The sequence below is a fragment of the Geomonas anaerohicana genome, from assembly GCF_016458305.1.
Taxonomy (GTDB): domain Bacteria; phylum Desulfobacterota; class Desulfuromonadia; order Geobacterales; family Geobacteraceae; genus Geomonas; species Geomonas anaerohicana.
This window is the reverse complement of record NZ_JAEMHL010000003.1, coordinates 1-16,059: the sequence shown is the minus strand read 5'-3', so window position 1 is coordinate 16,059 and position 16,059 is coordinate 1. Positions and strand designations below refer to the sequence as shown.

Sequence of the window (16,059 nt, the reverse complement as noted above, 5' to 3'; positions counted from 1 at the left end):
ACCGGGCTGCATTAATATTTATTTATTTTAATTGACAACCGCCAACCATATTCTATACTGCACAACTCCAGCTCGATGAGCCAGAACGTGCGCAAGCGCGAAAGGAGTTGTAATCATGGGAATTTGCATCGACTGTAAAGGTAAGAAGGTGATCACCTGCCCCGAGTGCGGCGGCACCGGCAACCGGTACTACGTGCCGGTACTGGATATCTGGGAATCAGATTGCAGCGTCTGCTTCGGCAGCGGCACGGTAAGCTGCCCCAGTTGCGAAACCAGCCCCATCGGCAGCCGTGTCCCCCGCCCCCCTGCAGCCTGGACCCCTCCCCCCGCCCCTCCGGGGCTTTGAAATAATCCGGAAACGTCGCAGGGCCGGCATAACCGCCGCCCCTGCGACGTTTCGAACCGCTGCCTCTGCCCCCCGCAGTCCGGCTTTTCCCCCCTCGTTGCCGTCCCTGCTTTGTTCCGGGCGCCGCCCGCCCCTTCTTGCAACCTCGCCAAAAGCCGGTAGACTCTGAACCATGAGAAAAAGAACCCTTTGCAACTCATGAGTCACAACACACCCTGCACAAGCATACCCACCCAATGGACGCATTCTCGCAGAGCATAGCCGGCCTCATCAAGGGGCTCGCCTGGGATCACCTGCGCAAGAAGGAGCTCAAGCGGTTTGTCGAGCCGGACAAGCCGCGCTGGCTCCCCGCGCGGGTGCAGATCGAAGTAACCAACATGTGCAACCTCAGCTGCCCCTCCTGTTCCAATTCGAGGGACTCCGGCAAGGGGAAGCACCTGGACCGGGAAGAGCTGTTCGTTGTCCTGGACCGCATCCCCAAGGTGCCGCGCGTCCTCATGAGCGGGATCGGGGAACCGCTCATGCACCCGGACTTTTTCGGGCTGGTCGACATGCTGGCCCGGCGCGACATGACCTGCGAGTTCATCACCAACGGGACCCTGCTCACCGCGGCCAACCGGGAGGCAATCCTCGCGCGGGAAAGCATCAGGTCGCTGCTGGTGTCCTGCGACAGCACCCGGCCCGAGCGGTTCCAGGCGCTGCGGCGGGGGGCGAACCACGAGCGCTGGCAGGAATCGATCGTCGCGCTCAACGCCCAACGCACATCCAGGCGCCCCCGCACCCTGCAGGCCCGTATGATCTCAGTGATCAGCAGGGAGAACATCGACGAACTGGAGGATCTGGTACGCTGCGCCGCCCGGCTTGGCTTTGACGGCCTCGACCTGATGAACCTGATTCCGATCGATGCGGAGGCGGCCGCCATGCGCCTCTCCCCGGAGCAGGAGGCGGGCATTGACGACGATGGGTTGAAGGAGATGGGAAGAAAGCTCGGTGTGCACGTCTGCCGCTACTGCGTCGCCCGCCCCACACACCCGCCGGCGGGAATGCTGCGCTGCCTCGACCCCTGGGAGTACATCTTCATCCGCTCCAACGGCGACGTCTATCCTTGTCACGTCCTGTTCGACTCGCAGCGAACCGTCGCGCTGGGGAACATCCTGCAACAGGAGTTGGCCGAGATCTGGGATGGGGACGCCTTCCGCGACTTCCGTCTCGCCAGCGCCCGCGGGGACAACGCCCTGTGCCGCGACTGCAACTTTTACTGAAGCGGCCCTACCCCGCGACCCTTGGCATCCCCGATCATTGGTGTATCGAGAGCTTCTTCATCAGGTCGTAGAGCGTGGGACGACTGACGCCTAACTCCTCTGCGGCCTTCAGGATGTTGCCGGACTGCCGCTCTATGGCGGTCAGGATCATCTCCCGTTCCATCCGCTCGCGCGCTTCCCGCAGTGACAGGTTGTCGCTGCTGGAAACCGGCATCGGCGGCGGTTCCTCGTCACAGCCTAAGTCAAGCGGGCCGATGCTGGAGCCGTCGCACATGATGACGGCCCGCTGGATGCGGTTCCTCAACTCGCGCACGTTGCCGGGCCAATCATGCCTCTTCAGGAAGGAAATGGCCGCCGGCGACAGCCGCACCTTCTTCTTGTTCTCCTTACAATACAGCTTCAGGAAATTCTCCGCCAGCATCAGGACGTCGTCGCCGCGCTCCCTCAGGGGGGGAAGCTTGATGGTGACCACGCCGATGCGGTAGTAGAGGTCTTCACGGAAGCGCCCCTCCTCGATCGCCTTCTGGATGTCGATGTTGGTGGCGCAGGTGGTGCGGGCATCAATGGGGATCTCCTCGCGCCCGCCGACACGCTGGATGGTCCCTTCCTGCAGAAAGCGCAGCAGCTTCACCTGCAGGTTCACGGGGAGCTCGCCGATCTCGTCGAGAAAGAGTGTCCCCTTGTGGGCGTACTGGAGCTTGCCGCGCACGGCGGTGTGGGCGCCGGTGAAGGCCCCTTTCTCGTGCCCGAACAGCTCGCTCTCGAGGAGATTCTCGGGGATGGCGCCGCAGTTGATCGCCACCATCGGCCCCTTGCGGCGCTGACTCGCCTCGTGGATGGCGGCCGCCACCAGTTCCTTGCCGGTGCCGCTTTCACCCACGATCAGGATGGGCGCGTTGGAGGCGGCCACCTTCCTGATGGTGGTGAAAACCGCCTGCATCTCGGCGCACTTGCCGACCATGCCCCACTGTTCTTCGGCCTCCGTGTGCGAGGAAAGGGCGCTGTTTTGCTCTTCGATGTTGGCGATGTGGAAGGCGCGCCCGATCATCACCTTGAGCTCGGACAGGACGGGGGGCTTGGCGTAGAAGTCGAAGGCGCCCATGCGCATAGCCTTCAGTGCGTTTTCCCGCTCGTTGTTGCCGGTCAGCATGATCACCTTGGTCACCGGGTTCAACCCCAGCATCTCGTCCAGGCAGCGAAACCCCTCGACGGAGCTGTCCGGGTACGGAGGGAGCCCCAGGTCGAGCACCACCACGGCGGGGCATTCGCTCTTGAACAGGGAGAGCGCTTCCCGGGCATCGGCCGCCAAAAGTACGGAGTACTCCTGGTTCAAGCCCCACTTCAACTGCTGCCTGATATCCTCGTTGTCGTCGACAATCAGAAGCTTTCTCACTACTCCTCCTTCACGCAGCAGCAATCACGCCGGAAGCGGCATCGTCCTCGGCGACCGGCAAGTGGACAGTGAACACGGTCCCCTCCCCTTCCACGCTGGCGACGTCGATCCTGCCGCCGTGAGCGGTCACGATCTGGCGCGACTGGTACAAACCGATGCCGAGACCGGTCCGCTTGGACGTGCGAAACGGCACGAACAGGTCGTTTCTGATGAAGCGCGGCGACATGCCGCACCCCTGGTCGGTCACCTTGACAAAGGGGGTGCCGTTGCACCCAACTTCCACGGCGATGGGGGTTTCGTGTGGAGACGCCTCGACCGCGTTCAGGAACAGGTTCAAGAGTACCTTCTGCAGTTCCTCCCGATCCCCCAATACAACCTGCTGGCTTCCCTGCACCGAGATGGCCCTCCCCTGCACCATTGCCGCGCAGCTCTGGGTCAGGGCCAGCAGGTCGACCGGGCGGCGCTGCAACAGTTCGCTCTCGCCCAGATTGCGCAGACGGCCGATCAGGTGATGCATCTTCCTGGTGGTGTTGCCCAGACTGTTCAGCATGTCCTGCTGGAACTCCGGGTTGTCGATGTGTTCGCGCGCGTTCTCGAGCACCAGCGAAATGGTCGCCGCCAGGTTTTTCAGGTCGTGCACCACGAACGTCGCCAGGCTCCCCACGGCCTCCATGGCCTTGGCCTGGGTGAACTGCTCGGAGAGGCGCTGGTGCTGCATGGCCACCGACACCTGGCGTGCGATGGTCTTCATCAGGTCGAAGTCTTCGTAGCGGTACTGCTCGTCGGGCACGACCTGCGCACCGAGCACGATGAAGCCGGAAAGACTCTCCCCCTCGAACAGGGGCACCACGAACGAGATGCCGTACCTTGCCAGGAAGTCCCACTCGCGCGGGGTCAGTTCGCGGTTGGGGTCGCTGCTGCAGAAGACCCACTGGCGCTCCCGCAGCGAGGTGAGGATCGGGTTGTCGTCGCTGATGGTCTCCCGAAGCGGCTCCAGTTCGAGCGTGGAGGCGACGCAGTACCAGCCGCACCCTTGCTGGTGCTGGTACAGGGCCGCGCCTTTTACGCCGAAGATCTCGCAGTAGGCGAGGAGCACCCTTTTGACCAGGTCGTCGCCGTCCTCGAAGGTGGACAGTCTCTCGGTAAGCCCCAGCCACTGGGCGCGGTAATCGTACTTACTCTGGTAGAAGTGCTTGTGCAGCAGCACCTTCAGCTCCCGCTTGGCGCGGTCGGAGAGGAGCAGGAGCAGCAACAGTATCCCGGCGACGAACCCCAGGGACAGGATGAGCACCCGCGGGAACAGGGGGCCGAAGTACTTCATCCCCTCCCCTAGGGCGCCCAGCATGATCAGGTAGGCGGCAACCACCGCCATGACCACGGATTTCAGCACGACTGCCTGGGAGATCTTGACGCGGGCGCTGCCGCGCCAGTGGGAACGGGCGTAGAGCATCATCACCGAGGCGATCACGAACAAAAGGGACCGCAGCGGCGCGAGCTCCAGGTTGAGGGAGCGGTACAACAGGGCGTTGGAGTAGTAAAAGACGAGCACGGCGAGCATGGAGCCGAGCGCGACGATATCGAGCTTCACCCGCCACAGCGCCTCCGATGAGGCATTCGCCAGGGTGGCCTCGAAGTTCATCAGTGCCACCACCAGCAGCACCAGGATGGCGACGTAGAAGAAATAGCCGACGTCGGCCAAAAACAGCACCGGCTCGGCGGGAAAATCGGGCGCGTAGTAGAAGGAAGCTACCGGCAGCAACGCGGGGACCAGCACCAGCATCAGGCTGGCGCCGACCAGGAGGCGGTGCTTCAGCGGCACCCCCCGTTCCGGGATGTCCCGGGCATAGGTGAGGCTCAGGATGAGCCACACGGACGGCAAAAGCGCCTCGACGAACAGCGCGCAGCGCTTCCAGTCCACCTCCGGTTGGAAGTAATTGAGGGCAAAAAAATCGAACAGTTCCAGGACCGCTATGGCGAAAAAGGGGGCGGCTAGGTAGCTTGTCGCTCCGCTTCGTCGCTCCAGCAGCACGATGCGCAGCACGGATACCAGCAGCAGCAACACTGAAATCAGCATAAGCGCCATCGCCACCTCTTGGGGGAGCCATCGGATGCCCCTCCCACCTCATCTGCTCTGCCGGCTGAAGACCAAGTCAAAGCTCGGAGCCGATGTCTTTGGCGCTCGTCAAGCACCTTCGGGCAGACTGTGAGCCGCCACAGCACAGACAGGAAATGAAGGCCAGTGCCTGCTATACCTATACAGCTTAAGGCATAAATTGACAAGTGCTAATTGTTTGTGTTAAACATTTGAACGGCTGAGGTAAAATGAGAGCCGGAGGCACTGTGATGACTTGTCCTACATCGCAAAGACACAAGCACGAAACCAACATCATCAGCAGCATACCCTTCTTCTCGTCCCTCACCGCTAACGAGGTGGACCAGGTTGAGAAGCTGTTTAGAAAAAAGAACTACGAAAAAGAACAGATAGTGCTTTACGAGGAGGACACCTCCAGCTACATGTACCTGATCTATTCGGGCAAGGTGCGGGTAGTGAAGATGAACGACGAGGGTAAAGAGCAGATCATCACCATCCACAAGAAGAACGACTTCTTCGGCGAGATGTCGCTTCTGGACAACAAGACTTCCCCGGCCACCATCATCGCCCACGAGGACTCGGTGATCGGGCTGTTGCACAAGGACGATTTCCAGCAGCACCTGATGAGCAACGACGCGATCCGCAAGAAGATCATCGAACTGCTGTGCAGCCGGCTGCGCGAATCCTGGGAGATGATCAAGATCCTGAGCTTCAACGCGGAGAACGCCCAGGACCGGGTGCTGTCCCTGCTGGACCGGCTGGGGGAGCTGTACGGGGTCCGCGACGACCGCGGCGTGATCATCGACGTGAAGATGACCCACCAGCAGATGGCCAGCTACGCCTCGGTGACCCGCGAAACCATGAGCCGCGTGCTGCGCAGCCTGGAGAGGTCGGACGTGATCAGCATCCTCGACAGCAAGGCGATCCTGCTCAACAAGAACTTCTTCGATACACGGAGCAACGGCAAAAGACAGTAAAAAGGCAACGGATGTTCAACGTTCTACGGCTGATCCTGGTCCCAACTCCGAACTCCCTTCCTTTCCGCGCGCTATGACGGCGCGAATCCTTCACCTGCTCAATTCGGCGACACCTCTCACGCCCGCAAATCAAATCCCCCCTGTCCCCCCTTCGCAAAAGGGGGGAACGTCGATACACCTGCAGCGCTTCGTGGGCTGCATATGCGATGATTTCCCGAGTTCTCTAAAGGTGTCTTCGCCAAGGGTGACTTTTACCGTCGCAGGCCTATTGAATCAAGTTACCGCCGCCGTCATAGACGGCTGATACTGCTATGTCGAAATCGGCGGCTTGGGCACCGAAGGGCACGTTGGCAAAGGTGATGGTCATGATCTGCCCTGAGGCGACCGGACTGCTGGCGAGAATGAGACTGTTGGCACCGGAGATGGTGGCAAGCCCGCTACCGGCATAGGGACCGGAGGTGCTGACTCCGGACAGGGTGCCCCCTGCGGGCATGGTGACCATGAAGTTCACGCCGTAAGGTGCGGCAACGGGTATGCCGGCAAGGGATACGGTGCCGACGGCACCGGTGCCGGTCACGACGGTAGCCATGGTGGCATAAACCGGGACGGTAACGGTAACGGCGGCGGAGTCGCGCTCGTTGCCGGCGGCGTCATACGCCTTCGCAGCCCAGGTGTAACTCCCCCTGGCAAGTGTCGACGGGTCCCAACTGTAACTGTAAGGAGCGGTAGTGTCGCTCCCCTGTTTGACGCCGTTCAGGTAGAAATCGACTCTGGCCACTCCGACATCGTCGGCGGCATCTGCCGTAACGGTCGTGGTCCCGGTCATCGTGGCACCGTTTGCCGGGGCGGAAAGCGCGACGGTCGGGGCGGTGACATCTGGAGTCGAGGCCGTTCCCCCTCCCCCGCCGCCGCAGGCAGTCAGCACCAGCATCCCTCCCCCCAACAACGATCGTTTCAAAATGCGCATAGCTCCTCCTGCTGCTTAAACCGCGAGCTTCACCCTGGTTACAGTTTTCCGGTCAGCTTGGCGAGGATAACGACGACATCGCCCGTATCAACCTTGCCGTTGGGAACCGACAGGCCATTCAGATAAGGCGCCAAGTCCAGGCGCTGCAACTGCTCGACGGTAGGAATCTGCTGCCCCGAGGCGATCTGCAACGCGAACTGGGCGTCTGCCAGGGTAAGCGGAGCCGCGGGGGGCGAGGTTGAGGTTGAGGTTGAGGTTGAGGTTGAAGGCGGAGGCGGGGCGGCCTGGCTGGCGCCGTTGTCGACGACGACGGTGGCGGAGGCGACGCCGCTGTTTCCGGCCGCATCGTACGCCCTGGCGGTGATGACGTGGCTGCCGTCGGCAAAGCTCGTGGTGTTCCAGAGATAGCTTGCCGGGCTCTGGTTGCTGCCAAGCAGCAGCGTGCCGTCGATGGAGAGCTCGAGCCTGGTGACCCCCACGTTGTCCCCGGCGCTTGCCGAAACGTTGATGGTCCCGGCTACCTTGCTACCGGAGGAAGGCGCCGCCAGGGAAACGGTGGGCGAGATCACGTCGCCGGGCACGGAAACGTGCACCGGTTGCGAGAGCGCCGCATTGCCGGCAAGATCGACGGCCCTGGCGGCGATGGTATAGGTCCCCCCGGCAAGGGGGGCGGCGTTGAAGGTATACGTATAGGGAGCGGCGCTGGTCTCGTACACCTGCGTGCCGTTCACCAGGAACTGGACCTTGGCGATGCCGACGTTGTCGGTTGCGGCCGCGCTGACCTCGAGGGCGGTGGCTACGGAGGTGTTGTCCGCGGGGGAGATGATGCTGACCAGCGGCGGGAGGGTCTCGGGGATCTGGACGATGTTGGAGTAGACACTCTCCTGGCCGAGGGAATTGTAGGCGGTAACGGCGAAGTAATAGGAGCTGGCGGGGTCAAGACCGGTTATGCTCGCCACGGTCACCTTGCCGCCGTCGACCGGGGCCTTTCCTTCCACGGCTCCCGTTCCCTGGAAGGGGAGATGGTCGCTGTTGGCCTGGTAGTAGATCCGGTACCCTGCCAGGTCGGCATCGGGACTTGGGTCCCACGCCAGCGTGACGCTGGTGGCAAGACAGTTGTGGGGAATGGACAGCAGCAGGAGGGAAAAAATCGCAGCGACGCGGGACCAGCCCGCTTTTCCGTTTACTCCCATCGTTGACTCCCAAGGGTCGGCGTGGGCCTTGGGCGTTTCTCGCCAGGAAGGAGGAAAAAAGAAAAGCCGGGACCGCAGCACCAGTACTTGGCATTTCGGCGACCCGGCTGTCTCAGAGAGACCCTGTAGGCTTTCCGTCCCACCCTCGCGGATGGTTTAGTATTATCGTCTACCTGTGTTATGGATGGCCTCTCATCACGGCCATCGGTGGCGCATAGTAGTTGATTTATAAAAGGAAAGCAACGTTTTTAATAAAGCGGTAACAGGTAGCGCCCGCCGTGCCCGGCGGGACCCGCTCGCCGGGCCGAAGGCTACCTGGTGACGGAGACCGTCCTGCTCCCCTTGTTTCCTGCCGCGTCATAGGCGTTGACGGCAACCGTATGGGTGCCGGCGGCGACCTTGGCCGATGCGCTGATGGAACCCGAGTTGGTCCCAAGAAGCAGGGCCCCGTCCAGGTAGACCTCCATTCTGACAACCGCGACGTTGTCCTTGGCCGAAGCGGAGACCTTGAGATTGGCATTGCTGAGCGTGGAGGAGGAAGGGGAAAGGATGTTGACGCTGGGAGGGGTGACGTCGTTGGAGACGGTGACGGTCACGCTGGAGGATCCGGCGTTCCCCGCGGCGTCGGACGCTATCACGACCAGGGTGTGGCTCCCGGCGCCGGCTGTGGCCGTGTTCCAGTTGTAGCTGAGCGGGCTCTGGTTGGCGGCGTACACGAGGGTGGAGTTGTCGTAAAGGGCAAGGCCGGTAACCCCCACGTTATCCGTGGCGCCGGCCGTCACGGTCACGATGCCGCTTACCTGCTTGTTGCTGGACGGCGCCGTGATGGTGACCGTCGGGGCCGCCGCGTCCCCGGAAACGAAGACCACCTGCTCGGCGGTGCCGACATTGCCGGCCGCGTCGTACGCCTTTGCGGTGAGAGTGTACTGGCCGGGGGCCAGCGAGGCGGTGGGCCAGTTGAACACGTAGGGAGCCGAGTTGCCGCCGGCAAGGAGTTTGCCGTTGACGTACAGTTCCGCGTTGGTGACGCCGACGTTGTCAACGGCGCTGACGTTGACGGCAACCGAGCCGGTAACGGTGACGTTCGGGGCCGGTGAGATGATGCCGACCACCGGTGGCACCATTTCCTTTACCTGTACCACGTTGGAGTAGACGCTTTCCGCTCCGCTGGCATTGTAGGCCGTGACCGCGAAATAGTAGGAATTGCGGGGATCGAGGCCGCTTATGGAGGCGGTGGTGCCGGTGGAGACATCGATGGGGGCGGCCCCCTCCACGGCGCCGCTGCCGGCAAAGGGCTGGACGGGACTGTTGGCCTGGTAATAAACCCGGTAACCGGCCAGGTCGGGATCGGCGGAAGGGTCCCACTGAAGGCTTACCGAGGACGAAAAAGCTGCGGCGGGAATGAGAATGAGAGCGAGAAGGAACAGCGGTACGAATGCTTTCAATAGTGACCTCCACAAGAGGCGGGAACCCGGACGCAAGGCGCAAAAAAACCGGGGCACCGACCTGTAGTGCAGGCATTTCGGCGACCCGGCTGTCTCAGAGAGACCCTGTAGGCTTTCCGTCCCACCCTCGCGGATGGTTTAGTATTATCGTGTACCTCAATTTTTTATCCCTTTCTAACTGAAGAAGACCTTCACGACTGTATTTCAAATCACAAAAAAACGCTTCTTGGAACCTGGTCCGCTGTTTTTATTTGGCTCGGTTTCATGCTCACCCCCCTTCTGCGCCTGCGCGGCAGCTTCACAAAGTTGGGGCGCTCAGCAAGCTGCCCAAAGAGCGCACGGTGCAGCAAAAAAACAACCTCAGCTTGGTGATTTTCAACCCTGCATTTCGGACTGTCCGGAAAAAGTTAACAGTTGCGGCAAGATACACCGGCAAAAACCAGACTTGTTCAGCGAAAAACGTAACTTGTTCAACAGAAAACCAAACTCGTTCAACACAAAACCAAACCTAATCAGCGGCAAAGGCAACAGGGTCGAGCAGTCTCCCTGATGCTGCCCGCGGGAAAAAACCTTGCTTGACGCGGTGAAATCCCGAGATAACATCTGTCTAAATTAATTTTTTTAAATGTGGAGGTAGCCATGCCTAACGACAAGGTCATTATCAGCTTTCCTAGTGCCATCGCTGCATTCCTTGAGTTGGCCCGCAGAGTCCTGATGGCCCTTACGGGAAATCCTAACTTTCCGGAGCCGTGGGTCGGGTGTTCCCTGGCGGAGCTGGGAGACTGCGTGGGAAGGCTGCAACGTGCGGTGGACGAGTCAAAGTACCACGACTCGCAAAAGATCAAATACCGCAACCAGGTAAGGGATGAAACGAAGCAGGTTTTGCGCAAAATAGCCAACTACGTGCAACTGGTCGCCGCCGGCAACATCCTGGCGCTGCAAAGCAGCGGTTTCAACTTCCAGAAAGAGCGCCGTACCCTCCACCCGGGGCAGCTCCCCTTTCCGGATATCACGCTGAAGCACGGCGAGCGCAGGGGCTCCATCATCGTCAAAGCGAGGGCGCTTGCCGGCGCAGGAAGCTACGAGGTCCAGCTGACGGATAAAGATCCCAACGTCGAAGCCAACTGGGCCGGCTACTGCAACGTCAAGACCTGCAGCAAGATAAACATCAACGATCTGGTCAGCGGCCAGAACTACTGGATCCGGATGCGCGGCATCTTCAGCGCCGGCGCCGGCGATTGGTCCACCCCGGTCACCATCATGTCCCTTTAAAGCCCTCGGGGCCCTGTTCCAAAATCGCGATGGAACCGGGCCCGCTGCGTCTCAGGTCACGCTATCATGCTGTAAACGACCAGCTTCAGGTACTCGATCCATAGAGGGTAGTAGAGCTCCTGGCTGGAGGCAAGCTCCGTGGCGGCGTAGGGGGTTACCGCCACGGCGGCGGGAAGAGCGCGCCGAAAGGCCAGAAGTGCCCGCCGCATGTGCGGCGCGGAGCTCACGATCACCACCCGACGCACCCCGGGGGGAAGAGAGGAAGCCAGGTTTGCCGCCTCGGTGCGGGTGCCGAAAAAACCCGCCGCTTTGGGAACGAACCGGATCCGCTCCTGCGGCACGCCGCGCCAGACGAGGTAGCCGGCGTACCACTTCCCCCTACTCCAGGAGCGTCCCTCCGGGACGTTGTACTGGTCCCGGGAAGGATCATCCATGAGGTAGATGCAGGGAACCCGCCCCAAGTGCATCAGGTCGGCGGCGGCGTTGAGACGCTCCCACACGCTCTCTCCTCCCGCCAGCACGTAGCAGGCATCACCCACGGCCGCAGCATCGGTGACGCACAAGGGGGCGGCCAGCACGGCCCGTACCCGGGGAAACGACGGGATGACCACGAAAAAAAGTAAGCAGCAGAGACTTGCTGCCGCGATGTTGATGCGCGCGAACTTCATCTTTGCGACGGAGTCCACATCACCAGGCGGTTGCCGCGCAGGTAGCGCAGCCAGGCAACGGCGATGGCGAGGTTCACCGTGGCGAAATACAGCGGCAATTTGACGGCGAGGCTTCGGGTCAGAGGAGGGCTTTTCCAACCGGCAAGGGCCGACATGTAGAAGCCGGCCTGGGCCAGGAAGAGCAGAAGGTAGAGGCCGGAGACCGGGGCCAGTGCCGCGTTGACCAGCAGGGATGCCAGCAGGAAGAAAGGGACCAGCCAGCGCAGCAGTTTGTGACAGCAGAACTGGTACGCGAACAGGCGGTAGCGAAACGGGTTCAAAAACTCGAGGTTTCTGAAAAAGACCGTGAGTCCCCTGAGCACCGTCCTCACCTTGCGGTCGAATTCGCGGCTGGTGTCCGTGACGTCCTGATACAGGCCGATCACCTCCGGGTCGCTTACCCCGCGTAAGCCAAGCCGCATGCTGTTGAGAAGCGTCCTGAAGTCGCTCTGCATATCGGGGGAAAAGTCGCGGCAGACCTCCTTTCTCGCGGCGAAGAAGGACCCGCTCAGTCCCACCAGCGAGTTCACCCTCCCCTCCAGTTTCCTAAGCCACATTTCGTAGCGCACATAGGCCCCTTCGCCGCACGGCTTTCCGTCCCGCCCGAGCACCCGGTCCACGCTGCTCACGCAGCCGACCGTGGGATCGGCGAAGTTGGCCATCATCCGGCGCAGGGCGCCCGCTTCGATCATGGTCGCCACATCGGAGAAAACGAGGATTTCCCCCTGCGCGACGGCGACCGCCTCACGCTGGGCGTTCTCCTTACCGCCACGCCTTTTCACCTCAACGAGTTGGACCCCACACCCCGCGAACTCGCGCACGATGTCGTTGGTGCGGTCCGTCGAACCGTCGGAGGCGACTATCACCTGCAGCAGGTGTGCGGGGTAGTCGAGCGCCACCGTGTTTTCGAGCTTCTCCCTGACCCGCATTTCCTCGTTGAAGGCGGTGATGATGAAGGTGACCCTCGGCGTGATGTCGCCCTTTTCCACCCCGCGCCGATGCAACAGCGACAGCAGGTACAAGGAGAGCGGGTAGCCGAAGTAGGCATAGAAGACCAGGAAGATGCAGCTGCATAAGAGAATCGGCATGGGTGCGCTCCGGTTTCAGTCCGCCAGGAGTTCCCGGTAGACCCGTTGGTAGTCCTGCGCCATCTTCCGGACCGAAAACATGGCATCCACCTTCTGGCGCGCGGCGCGTGACATGGCAGCGCGCAGCGGTGCGTCATCTATGAGTTCGATCAAGCGGCGGGCGAAGGAAGCGGGTGCCCTGTCCCGTACCAGGTACCCCTCCACCCCGTCGGACACGATCTCGCCGATGCCGCCTACCGCCGGCGCGACCACCGGAACCCCGCACGCCATCGCCTCCAGTATGGTCATGGGGATACCTTCGTGCAGGGAAGTGTTGAGGTAGAGATCGAGCCCCCGGTAGAAGGGCTCCATCCTGTCGATATGGCCGGTCAGGGTGAAGTCTTCGCGAAGCCCATGACGATCGACGGCCGCGAGGATCTCGTCCCGGCAGGGCCCCTCGCCCGCGAGGCGGAACACCACGTCGCGCTCCCGGCGCACGATGTCTGCCACCTCGACCATGAGGGGGTAGTCCTTGACCTGGAAGAGCCGTCCGGAAGAGCCGATGCACAGGGGTGCAGCGTCGTTTTTCGCGAGAGCCGCACCGCGGGGCGCCGGGACGCCGTTATGCACCACCTGGACCCTGTGCCCCGGAAAGCCGAGCCTTGTCACGAAGTAATCGCGGATATCGTCCGAGACTGCGACCGTCCTACCGAAAAAGCCGCGCATCAGGAAGAAGTTCAGGTTCGTCTTGATGGAGGTCAGCGCGCTCCGCCCTTTCCCGGTCTCGGGAAGCCCGTGCTGCGTGGCCACCAGCCGGGCGCCCAGTCCGGCGCTCCCCAAAAGCGCGAGCAGGTTCTCCTTGTAGCGGTGGGAGTGGATCAGGTCGGGGCGCATCTTTTCAAGGTGACCGCGCACCAGCCCGAGCAGGGAAGCGAAGCCGTAGCGTTTTTCGTCCAGCACGGTCACGGCGCACCCCGCCTCCCTCAACTCCGCGGCCAGCCGTCCCTCGTTCAAAACAAGCACCTTGAGCTGAAGCTCCGCGTCCCCGGCCTGCTCCCGGAGCAGATGGCAGGCCATCACCTCGGCGCCGGCCCACAGGTCGCCCGAGATTATGTGACAGAGCTTTATCATGCTAAAAATATAAAGTCACAATGAAAATTATGCAATCTGAATCTGCTACCCCAATGACATAGGCAAATTAGGCATAGCGAGTGCGTAAACACCTGTCCTGGAGATAATTGGCTGAGATAAATGGGAGAAAGAACAGATCACGTTGACATTGCCATGCGGGCGCAAAGCAATTACAATATCAGGTAGCTCCCGGATATCCAGCACCTTACCAGCCCCCCGTCCCTACCGACTGAACTTGGCGATGTTGCAGCACTCTTAGGCGTAAGTTAGAAAAACGCCACTGCGGAGCGAGACAGAAGCCCCTCCCGCAGAAAGGAGCTGACCATGCAGAGCCCGAACCTTCTCCAACGGATTTCCAGGCGCGCGCTCGGCCAGATACTGGTCGATGGCAAATTCGTGTCGAAGCGCGCCCTCAACCAAGCCCTGAAGGAGCAAAAGACCACCCACGAGCTGTTGGGCGGCGTCCTGGTCAGGATGGGTGTGCTGAATCCGGAAGACGTCGCCGCTCCGCTGTTCATCCAGCCGCACTTAACCCGGATGGAGGACGCGGTGAAGCTGGCGGCAGGCGACCGGAAACTGCTGGGCGCCCTTTTAGTACAGTCCGGGAAGATAAAAGCATCACAACTCGATGAGGCGATCGAGGAGCAGAAGAGGACCGGGGAGCGTCTCGGCGAAGTCTTCTTGCGGCTGGGCATGCTCACCGAGCTGCAGCTAAGGGGGCTTCTCGATTGGCAGCAGAACCAGGGAGCTCCCGCCGATACGCCGCTTAGACTGGGCGAATTGCTGGTCGCCACCGGGCACATCACGCGCGTGCAGTTGGAACGGGCTCTTGCCAAACAGGGGCAGACCGGCAGAAAGATCGGTGACGTCCTCGTCGCCGAGGGGTACGTACGCAGAAGCGAGATCAACCACGCGGTACGGCTGCAGAAGATGTGCGTCAACGCCGTGGTTGCCGCCATTTTGACCATGGGGATGAGCAGCGCGGCCTCCGCGTCCTCGGTTTCCCTGCAATGGGACCCCTCGCCGGACACTTCCGTGGTCGGCTACAAGGTCCACTACCAGCCGGACTCCGCGACGCAGCCGTTCCAGGGGCCAGCGCCGGTTGACGTGCACGACGTCACCACGGCCTCCATCGGCAGCCTCGACCCCGCCCATTCCTACAGCTTCGCCGTCACCGCCTACAACGCGGCCGGTGAGGAGAGCGCCTATTCCAACGTGGTGACCGTCGCCGAGATGCAGGCTCCCAGCACCGCCCTCACCTACCCGGCAAACGCCGCGACGGTTGCCGGCACCGTGTCGGTCACGGCCGACGCGACCGACAACGTCGGGGTCAGCAAGGTCGAGTTCTACGTGAACGGGGCACTGAAGGCGACCGTACCCTCCTCCCCCTACGTCTATTCCTGGGACACGAGCGCCCTCCCCGCCGGCAGCTACACCCTGATGACCAAGGCCTACGACGCGGCGGGCAACATCGGGCAGTCGCAGACGATCACGGTCACCGTCGCCAACGACCTGACCGCCCCGGCGGTCTCCCTCACCTCCCCGGCGAACAACATGACCGTGAGCGGGTCGGTGAATATCGCCGCCAACGCGACCGACAACGTGGGCGTGAGCAGGGTCGAGTTCTACCTGAACAACGCCCTGCTCTCGGCCACCAACATGGCTCCCTACGCCTACACGTGGGACAGCAAGACCGTCGCCAACGGCGTGTACAACCTGACGGCCAAGGCGTACGACGCGGCGGGGAACCTGGGGCAGTCCCAGGTGTTGACGGTCAACGTCTCCAACGACCTGATCGCCCCGACCGTAAGCCTCGCCTCCCCCGTGTCCGGGACCACGGTCAGCGGCACGGTGGCGGTCACGGCCAACGCCAGTGACAACGTCGGGGTGAGCAAGGTGGAGTTCTACCGGAACAACGTGCTGCAGGCCACCGTCGCCGCATCCCCGTACAGCTACAACTGGGACACCACCCAGGTCGCCAACGGCAGCTACACGCTCACCGCCAAGGCCTACGACGCCGTCGGCAACGTCACCACATCCACGAACTCGTCGGTCAGCGTAGCCAACCCGGTACCCGACACCACCGCCCCGGTGGTCGCCGTCTCCTCGCCCGCGAGCGGTTCCAGCGTGAGCGGGACGGTCACGGTAACCGCCGCCGCCTCCGACAACGTCGCCGTCACCAAGGTGGAGTTCTACCGCAACGGAGT

At 62.0% G+C, this 16,059-nt stretch carries 13 protein-coding genes and 2 riboswitches; of the genes, 5 read left to right on the top strand and 8 right to left on the bottom strand.

Features of this window, described 5'->3' with window-relative positions; all coding sequences use genetic code 11:
• Positions 1-115: 115 nt before the first annotated feature.
• Together JFN91_RS06445 and JFN91_RS06440 are read left to right on the top strand one after the other, a co-directional pair.
• Positions 116-346 (top strand): hypothetical protein, encoded by a 231-nt coding sequence (locus JFN91_RS06445; RefSeq protein ID WP_199388392.1) that lies wholly within the window; start codon positions 116-118, stop codon positions 344-346.
• Positions 347-582: 236 nt separating this feature from the next.
• A complete protein-coding gene (locus JFN91_RS06440) occupies positions 583-1,608 on the top strand; it encodes a radical SAM/SPASM domain-containing protein (protein WP_199388391.1) in 1,026 nt (341 codons plus the stop codon).
• A gap of 34 nt (positions 1,609-1,642) precedes the next feature.
• Here the strand turns inward: JFN91_RS06440 and prsR are convergent, their stop codons facing one another.
• Positions 1,643-3,001 carry a PEP-CTERM-box response regulator transcription factor gene (prsR, locus tag JFN91_RS06435; protein ID WP_199388390.1) on the bottom strand — a complete coding sequence of 453 codons (1,359 nt, stop codon included), beginning with the start codon at positions 2,999-3,001 and terminating at the stop codon, positions 1,643-1,645.
• A gap of 10 nt (positions 3,002-3,011) precedes the next feature.
• Positions 3,012-5,084 (bottom strand): XrtA/PEP-CTERM system histidine kinase PrsK, encoded by a 2,073-nt coding sequence (prsK, locus tag JFN91_RS06430; RefSeq protein WP_199388389.1) that lies wholly within the window; start codon positions 5,082-5,084, stop codon positions 3,012-3,014.
• A gap of 260 nt (positions 5,085-5,344) precedes the next feature.
• Between prsK and JFN91_RS06425 the strand changes: the two genes are divergently transcribed.
• Positions 5,345-6,070 (top strand): Crp/Fnr family transcriptional regulator, encoded by a 726-nt coding sequence (locus JFN91_RS06425; RefSeq protein WP_199388388.1) that lies wholly within the window; start codon positions 5,345-5,347, stop codon positions 6,068-6,070.
• Positions 6,071-6,335: 265 nt separating this feature from the next.
• Here the strand turns inward: JFN91_RS06425 and JFN91_RS06420 are convergent, their stop codons facing one another.
• The 3 genes from JFN91_RS06420 to JFN91_RS06410 all read right to left on the bottom strand — a co-directional run bounded on the left by JFN91_RS06420 (position 6,336) and on the right by JFN91_RS06410 (position 9,675).
• Positions 6,336-7,037 (bottom strand): Ig-like domain-containing protein, encoded by a 702-nt coding sequence (locus tag JFN91_RS06420; protein WP_199388387.1) that lies wholly within the window; start codon positions 7,035-7,037, stop codon positions 6,336-6,338.
• A 38-nt stretch (positions 7,038-7,075) separates the two neighbouring features.
• The gene (locus JFN91_RS06415; RefSeq protein ID WP_199388386.1) at positions 7,076-8,230 is read right to left on the bottom strand and encodes an Ig-like domain-containing protein; all 1,155 of its coding nucleotides are present in this window, start codon (positions 8,228-8,230) and stop codon (positions 7,076-7,078) included.
• Positions 8,231-8,324: 94 nt separating this feature from the next.
• A riboswitch (cyclic di-GMP riboswitch) is annotated at positions 8,325-8,401 on the bottom strand.
• A gap of 140 nt (positions 8,402-8,541) precedes the next feature.
• Entirely contained in the window at positions 8,542-9,675 is a 1,134-nt protein-coding gene (locus JFN91_RS06410) for an Ig-like domain-containing protein (RefSeq protein WP_199388385.1), read from the bottom strand.
• 76 nt (positions 9,676-9,751) lie between these two features.
• Positions 9,752-9,828: riboswitch (cyclic di-GMP riboswitch) on the bottom strand.
• Between the two features lie 633 nt (positions 9,829-10,461).
• Between JFN91_RS06410 and JFN91_RS06405 the strand changes: the two genes are divergently transcribed.
• Complete coding sequence (locus JFN91_RS06405) at positions 10,462-10,947, top strand: fibronectin type III domain-containing protein (RefSeq protein WP_199388384.1); 486 nt, start codon at positions 10,462-10,464, stop codon at positions 10,945-10,947.
• Between the two features lie 56 nt (positions 10,948-11,003).
• Here the strand turns inward: JFN91_RS06405 and JFN91_RS06400 are convergent, their stop codons facing one another.
• The 3 genes from JFN91_RS06400 to JFN91_RS06390 are packed head-to-tail and all read right to left on the bottom strand — an operon-like array spanning position 11,004 to position 13,852.
• Positions 11,004-11,615, bottom strand: a complete 612-nt coding sequence (locus JFN91_RS06400) for a YdcF family protein (RefSeq protein WP_199388383.1) — start codon at positions 11,613-11,615, stop codon at positions 11,004-11,006.
• Positions 11,612-12,742, bottom strand: a complete 1,131-nt coding sequence (locus JFN91_RS06395) for a glycosyltransferase family 2 protein (RefSeq protein ID WP_199388382.1) — start codon at positions 12,740-12,742, stop codon at positions 11,612-11,614. Before JFN91_RS06395 ends, JFN91_RS06400 begins: the two co-directional genes overlap by 4 nt.
• 15 nt (positions 12,743-12,757) lie before the next feature.
• On the bottom strand, positions 12,758-13,852 hold the full coding sequence (locus JFN91_RS06390) for a glycosyltransferase family 4 protein (RefSeq protein ID WP_199388381.1): 1,095 nt from the start codon (positions 13,850-13,852) through the stop codon (positions 12,758-12,760).
• 324 nt (positions 13,853-14,176) lie between these two features.
• Between JFN91_RS06390 and JFN91_RS06385 the strand changes: the two genes are divergently transcribed.
• Positions 14,177-16,059, top strand: a 1,883-nt coding sequence (locus tag JFN91_RS06385; RefSeq protein WP_199388380.1) for an Ig-like domain-containing protein, incomplete at its 3' end; no start/stop codon positions are given.

Coding starts and splice junctions, on each gene's coding strand:
- JFN91_RS06445 (WP_199388392.1), top strand. CDS start 116: ATGGGAATTTGCATCGACTGTAAAGGTAAGAAGGTGATCACCTGCCCC.
- JFN91_RS06440 (WP_199388391.1), top strand. CDS start 583: ATGGACGCATTCTCGCAGAGCATAGCCGGCCTCATCAAGGGGCTCGCC.
- prsK (WP_199388389.1), bottom strand. CDS start 5,084: ATGGCGCTTATGCTGATTTCAGTGTTGCTGCTGCTGGTATCCGTGCTG.
- JFN91_RS06425 (WP_199388388.1), top strand. CDS start 5,345: ATGACTTGTCCTACATCGCAAAGACACAAGCACGAAACCAACATCATC.
- JFN91_RS06420 (WP_199388387.1), bottom strand. CDS start 7,037: ATGCGCATTTTGAAACGATCGTTGTTGGGGGGAGGGATGCTGGTGCTG.
- JFN91_RS06415 (WP_199388386.1), bottom strand. CDS start 8,230: ATGGGAGTAAACGGAAAAGCGGGCTGGTCCCGCGTCGCTGCGATTTTT.
- JFN91_RS06400 (WP_199388383.1), bottom strand. CDS start 11,615: ATGAAGTTCGCGCGCATCAACATCGCGGCAGCAAGTCTCTGCTGCTTA.
- JFN91_RS06395 (WP_199388382.1), bottom strand. CDS start 12,742: ATGCCGATTCTCTTATGCAGCTGCATCTTCCTGGTCTTCTATGCCTAC.
- JFN91_RS06390 (WP_199388381.1), bottom strand. CDS start 13,852: ATGATAAAGCTCTGTCACATAATCTCGGGCGACCTGTGGGCCGGCGCC.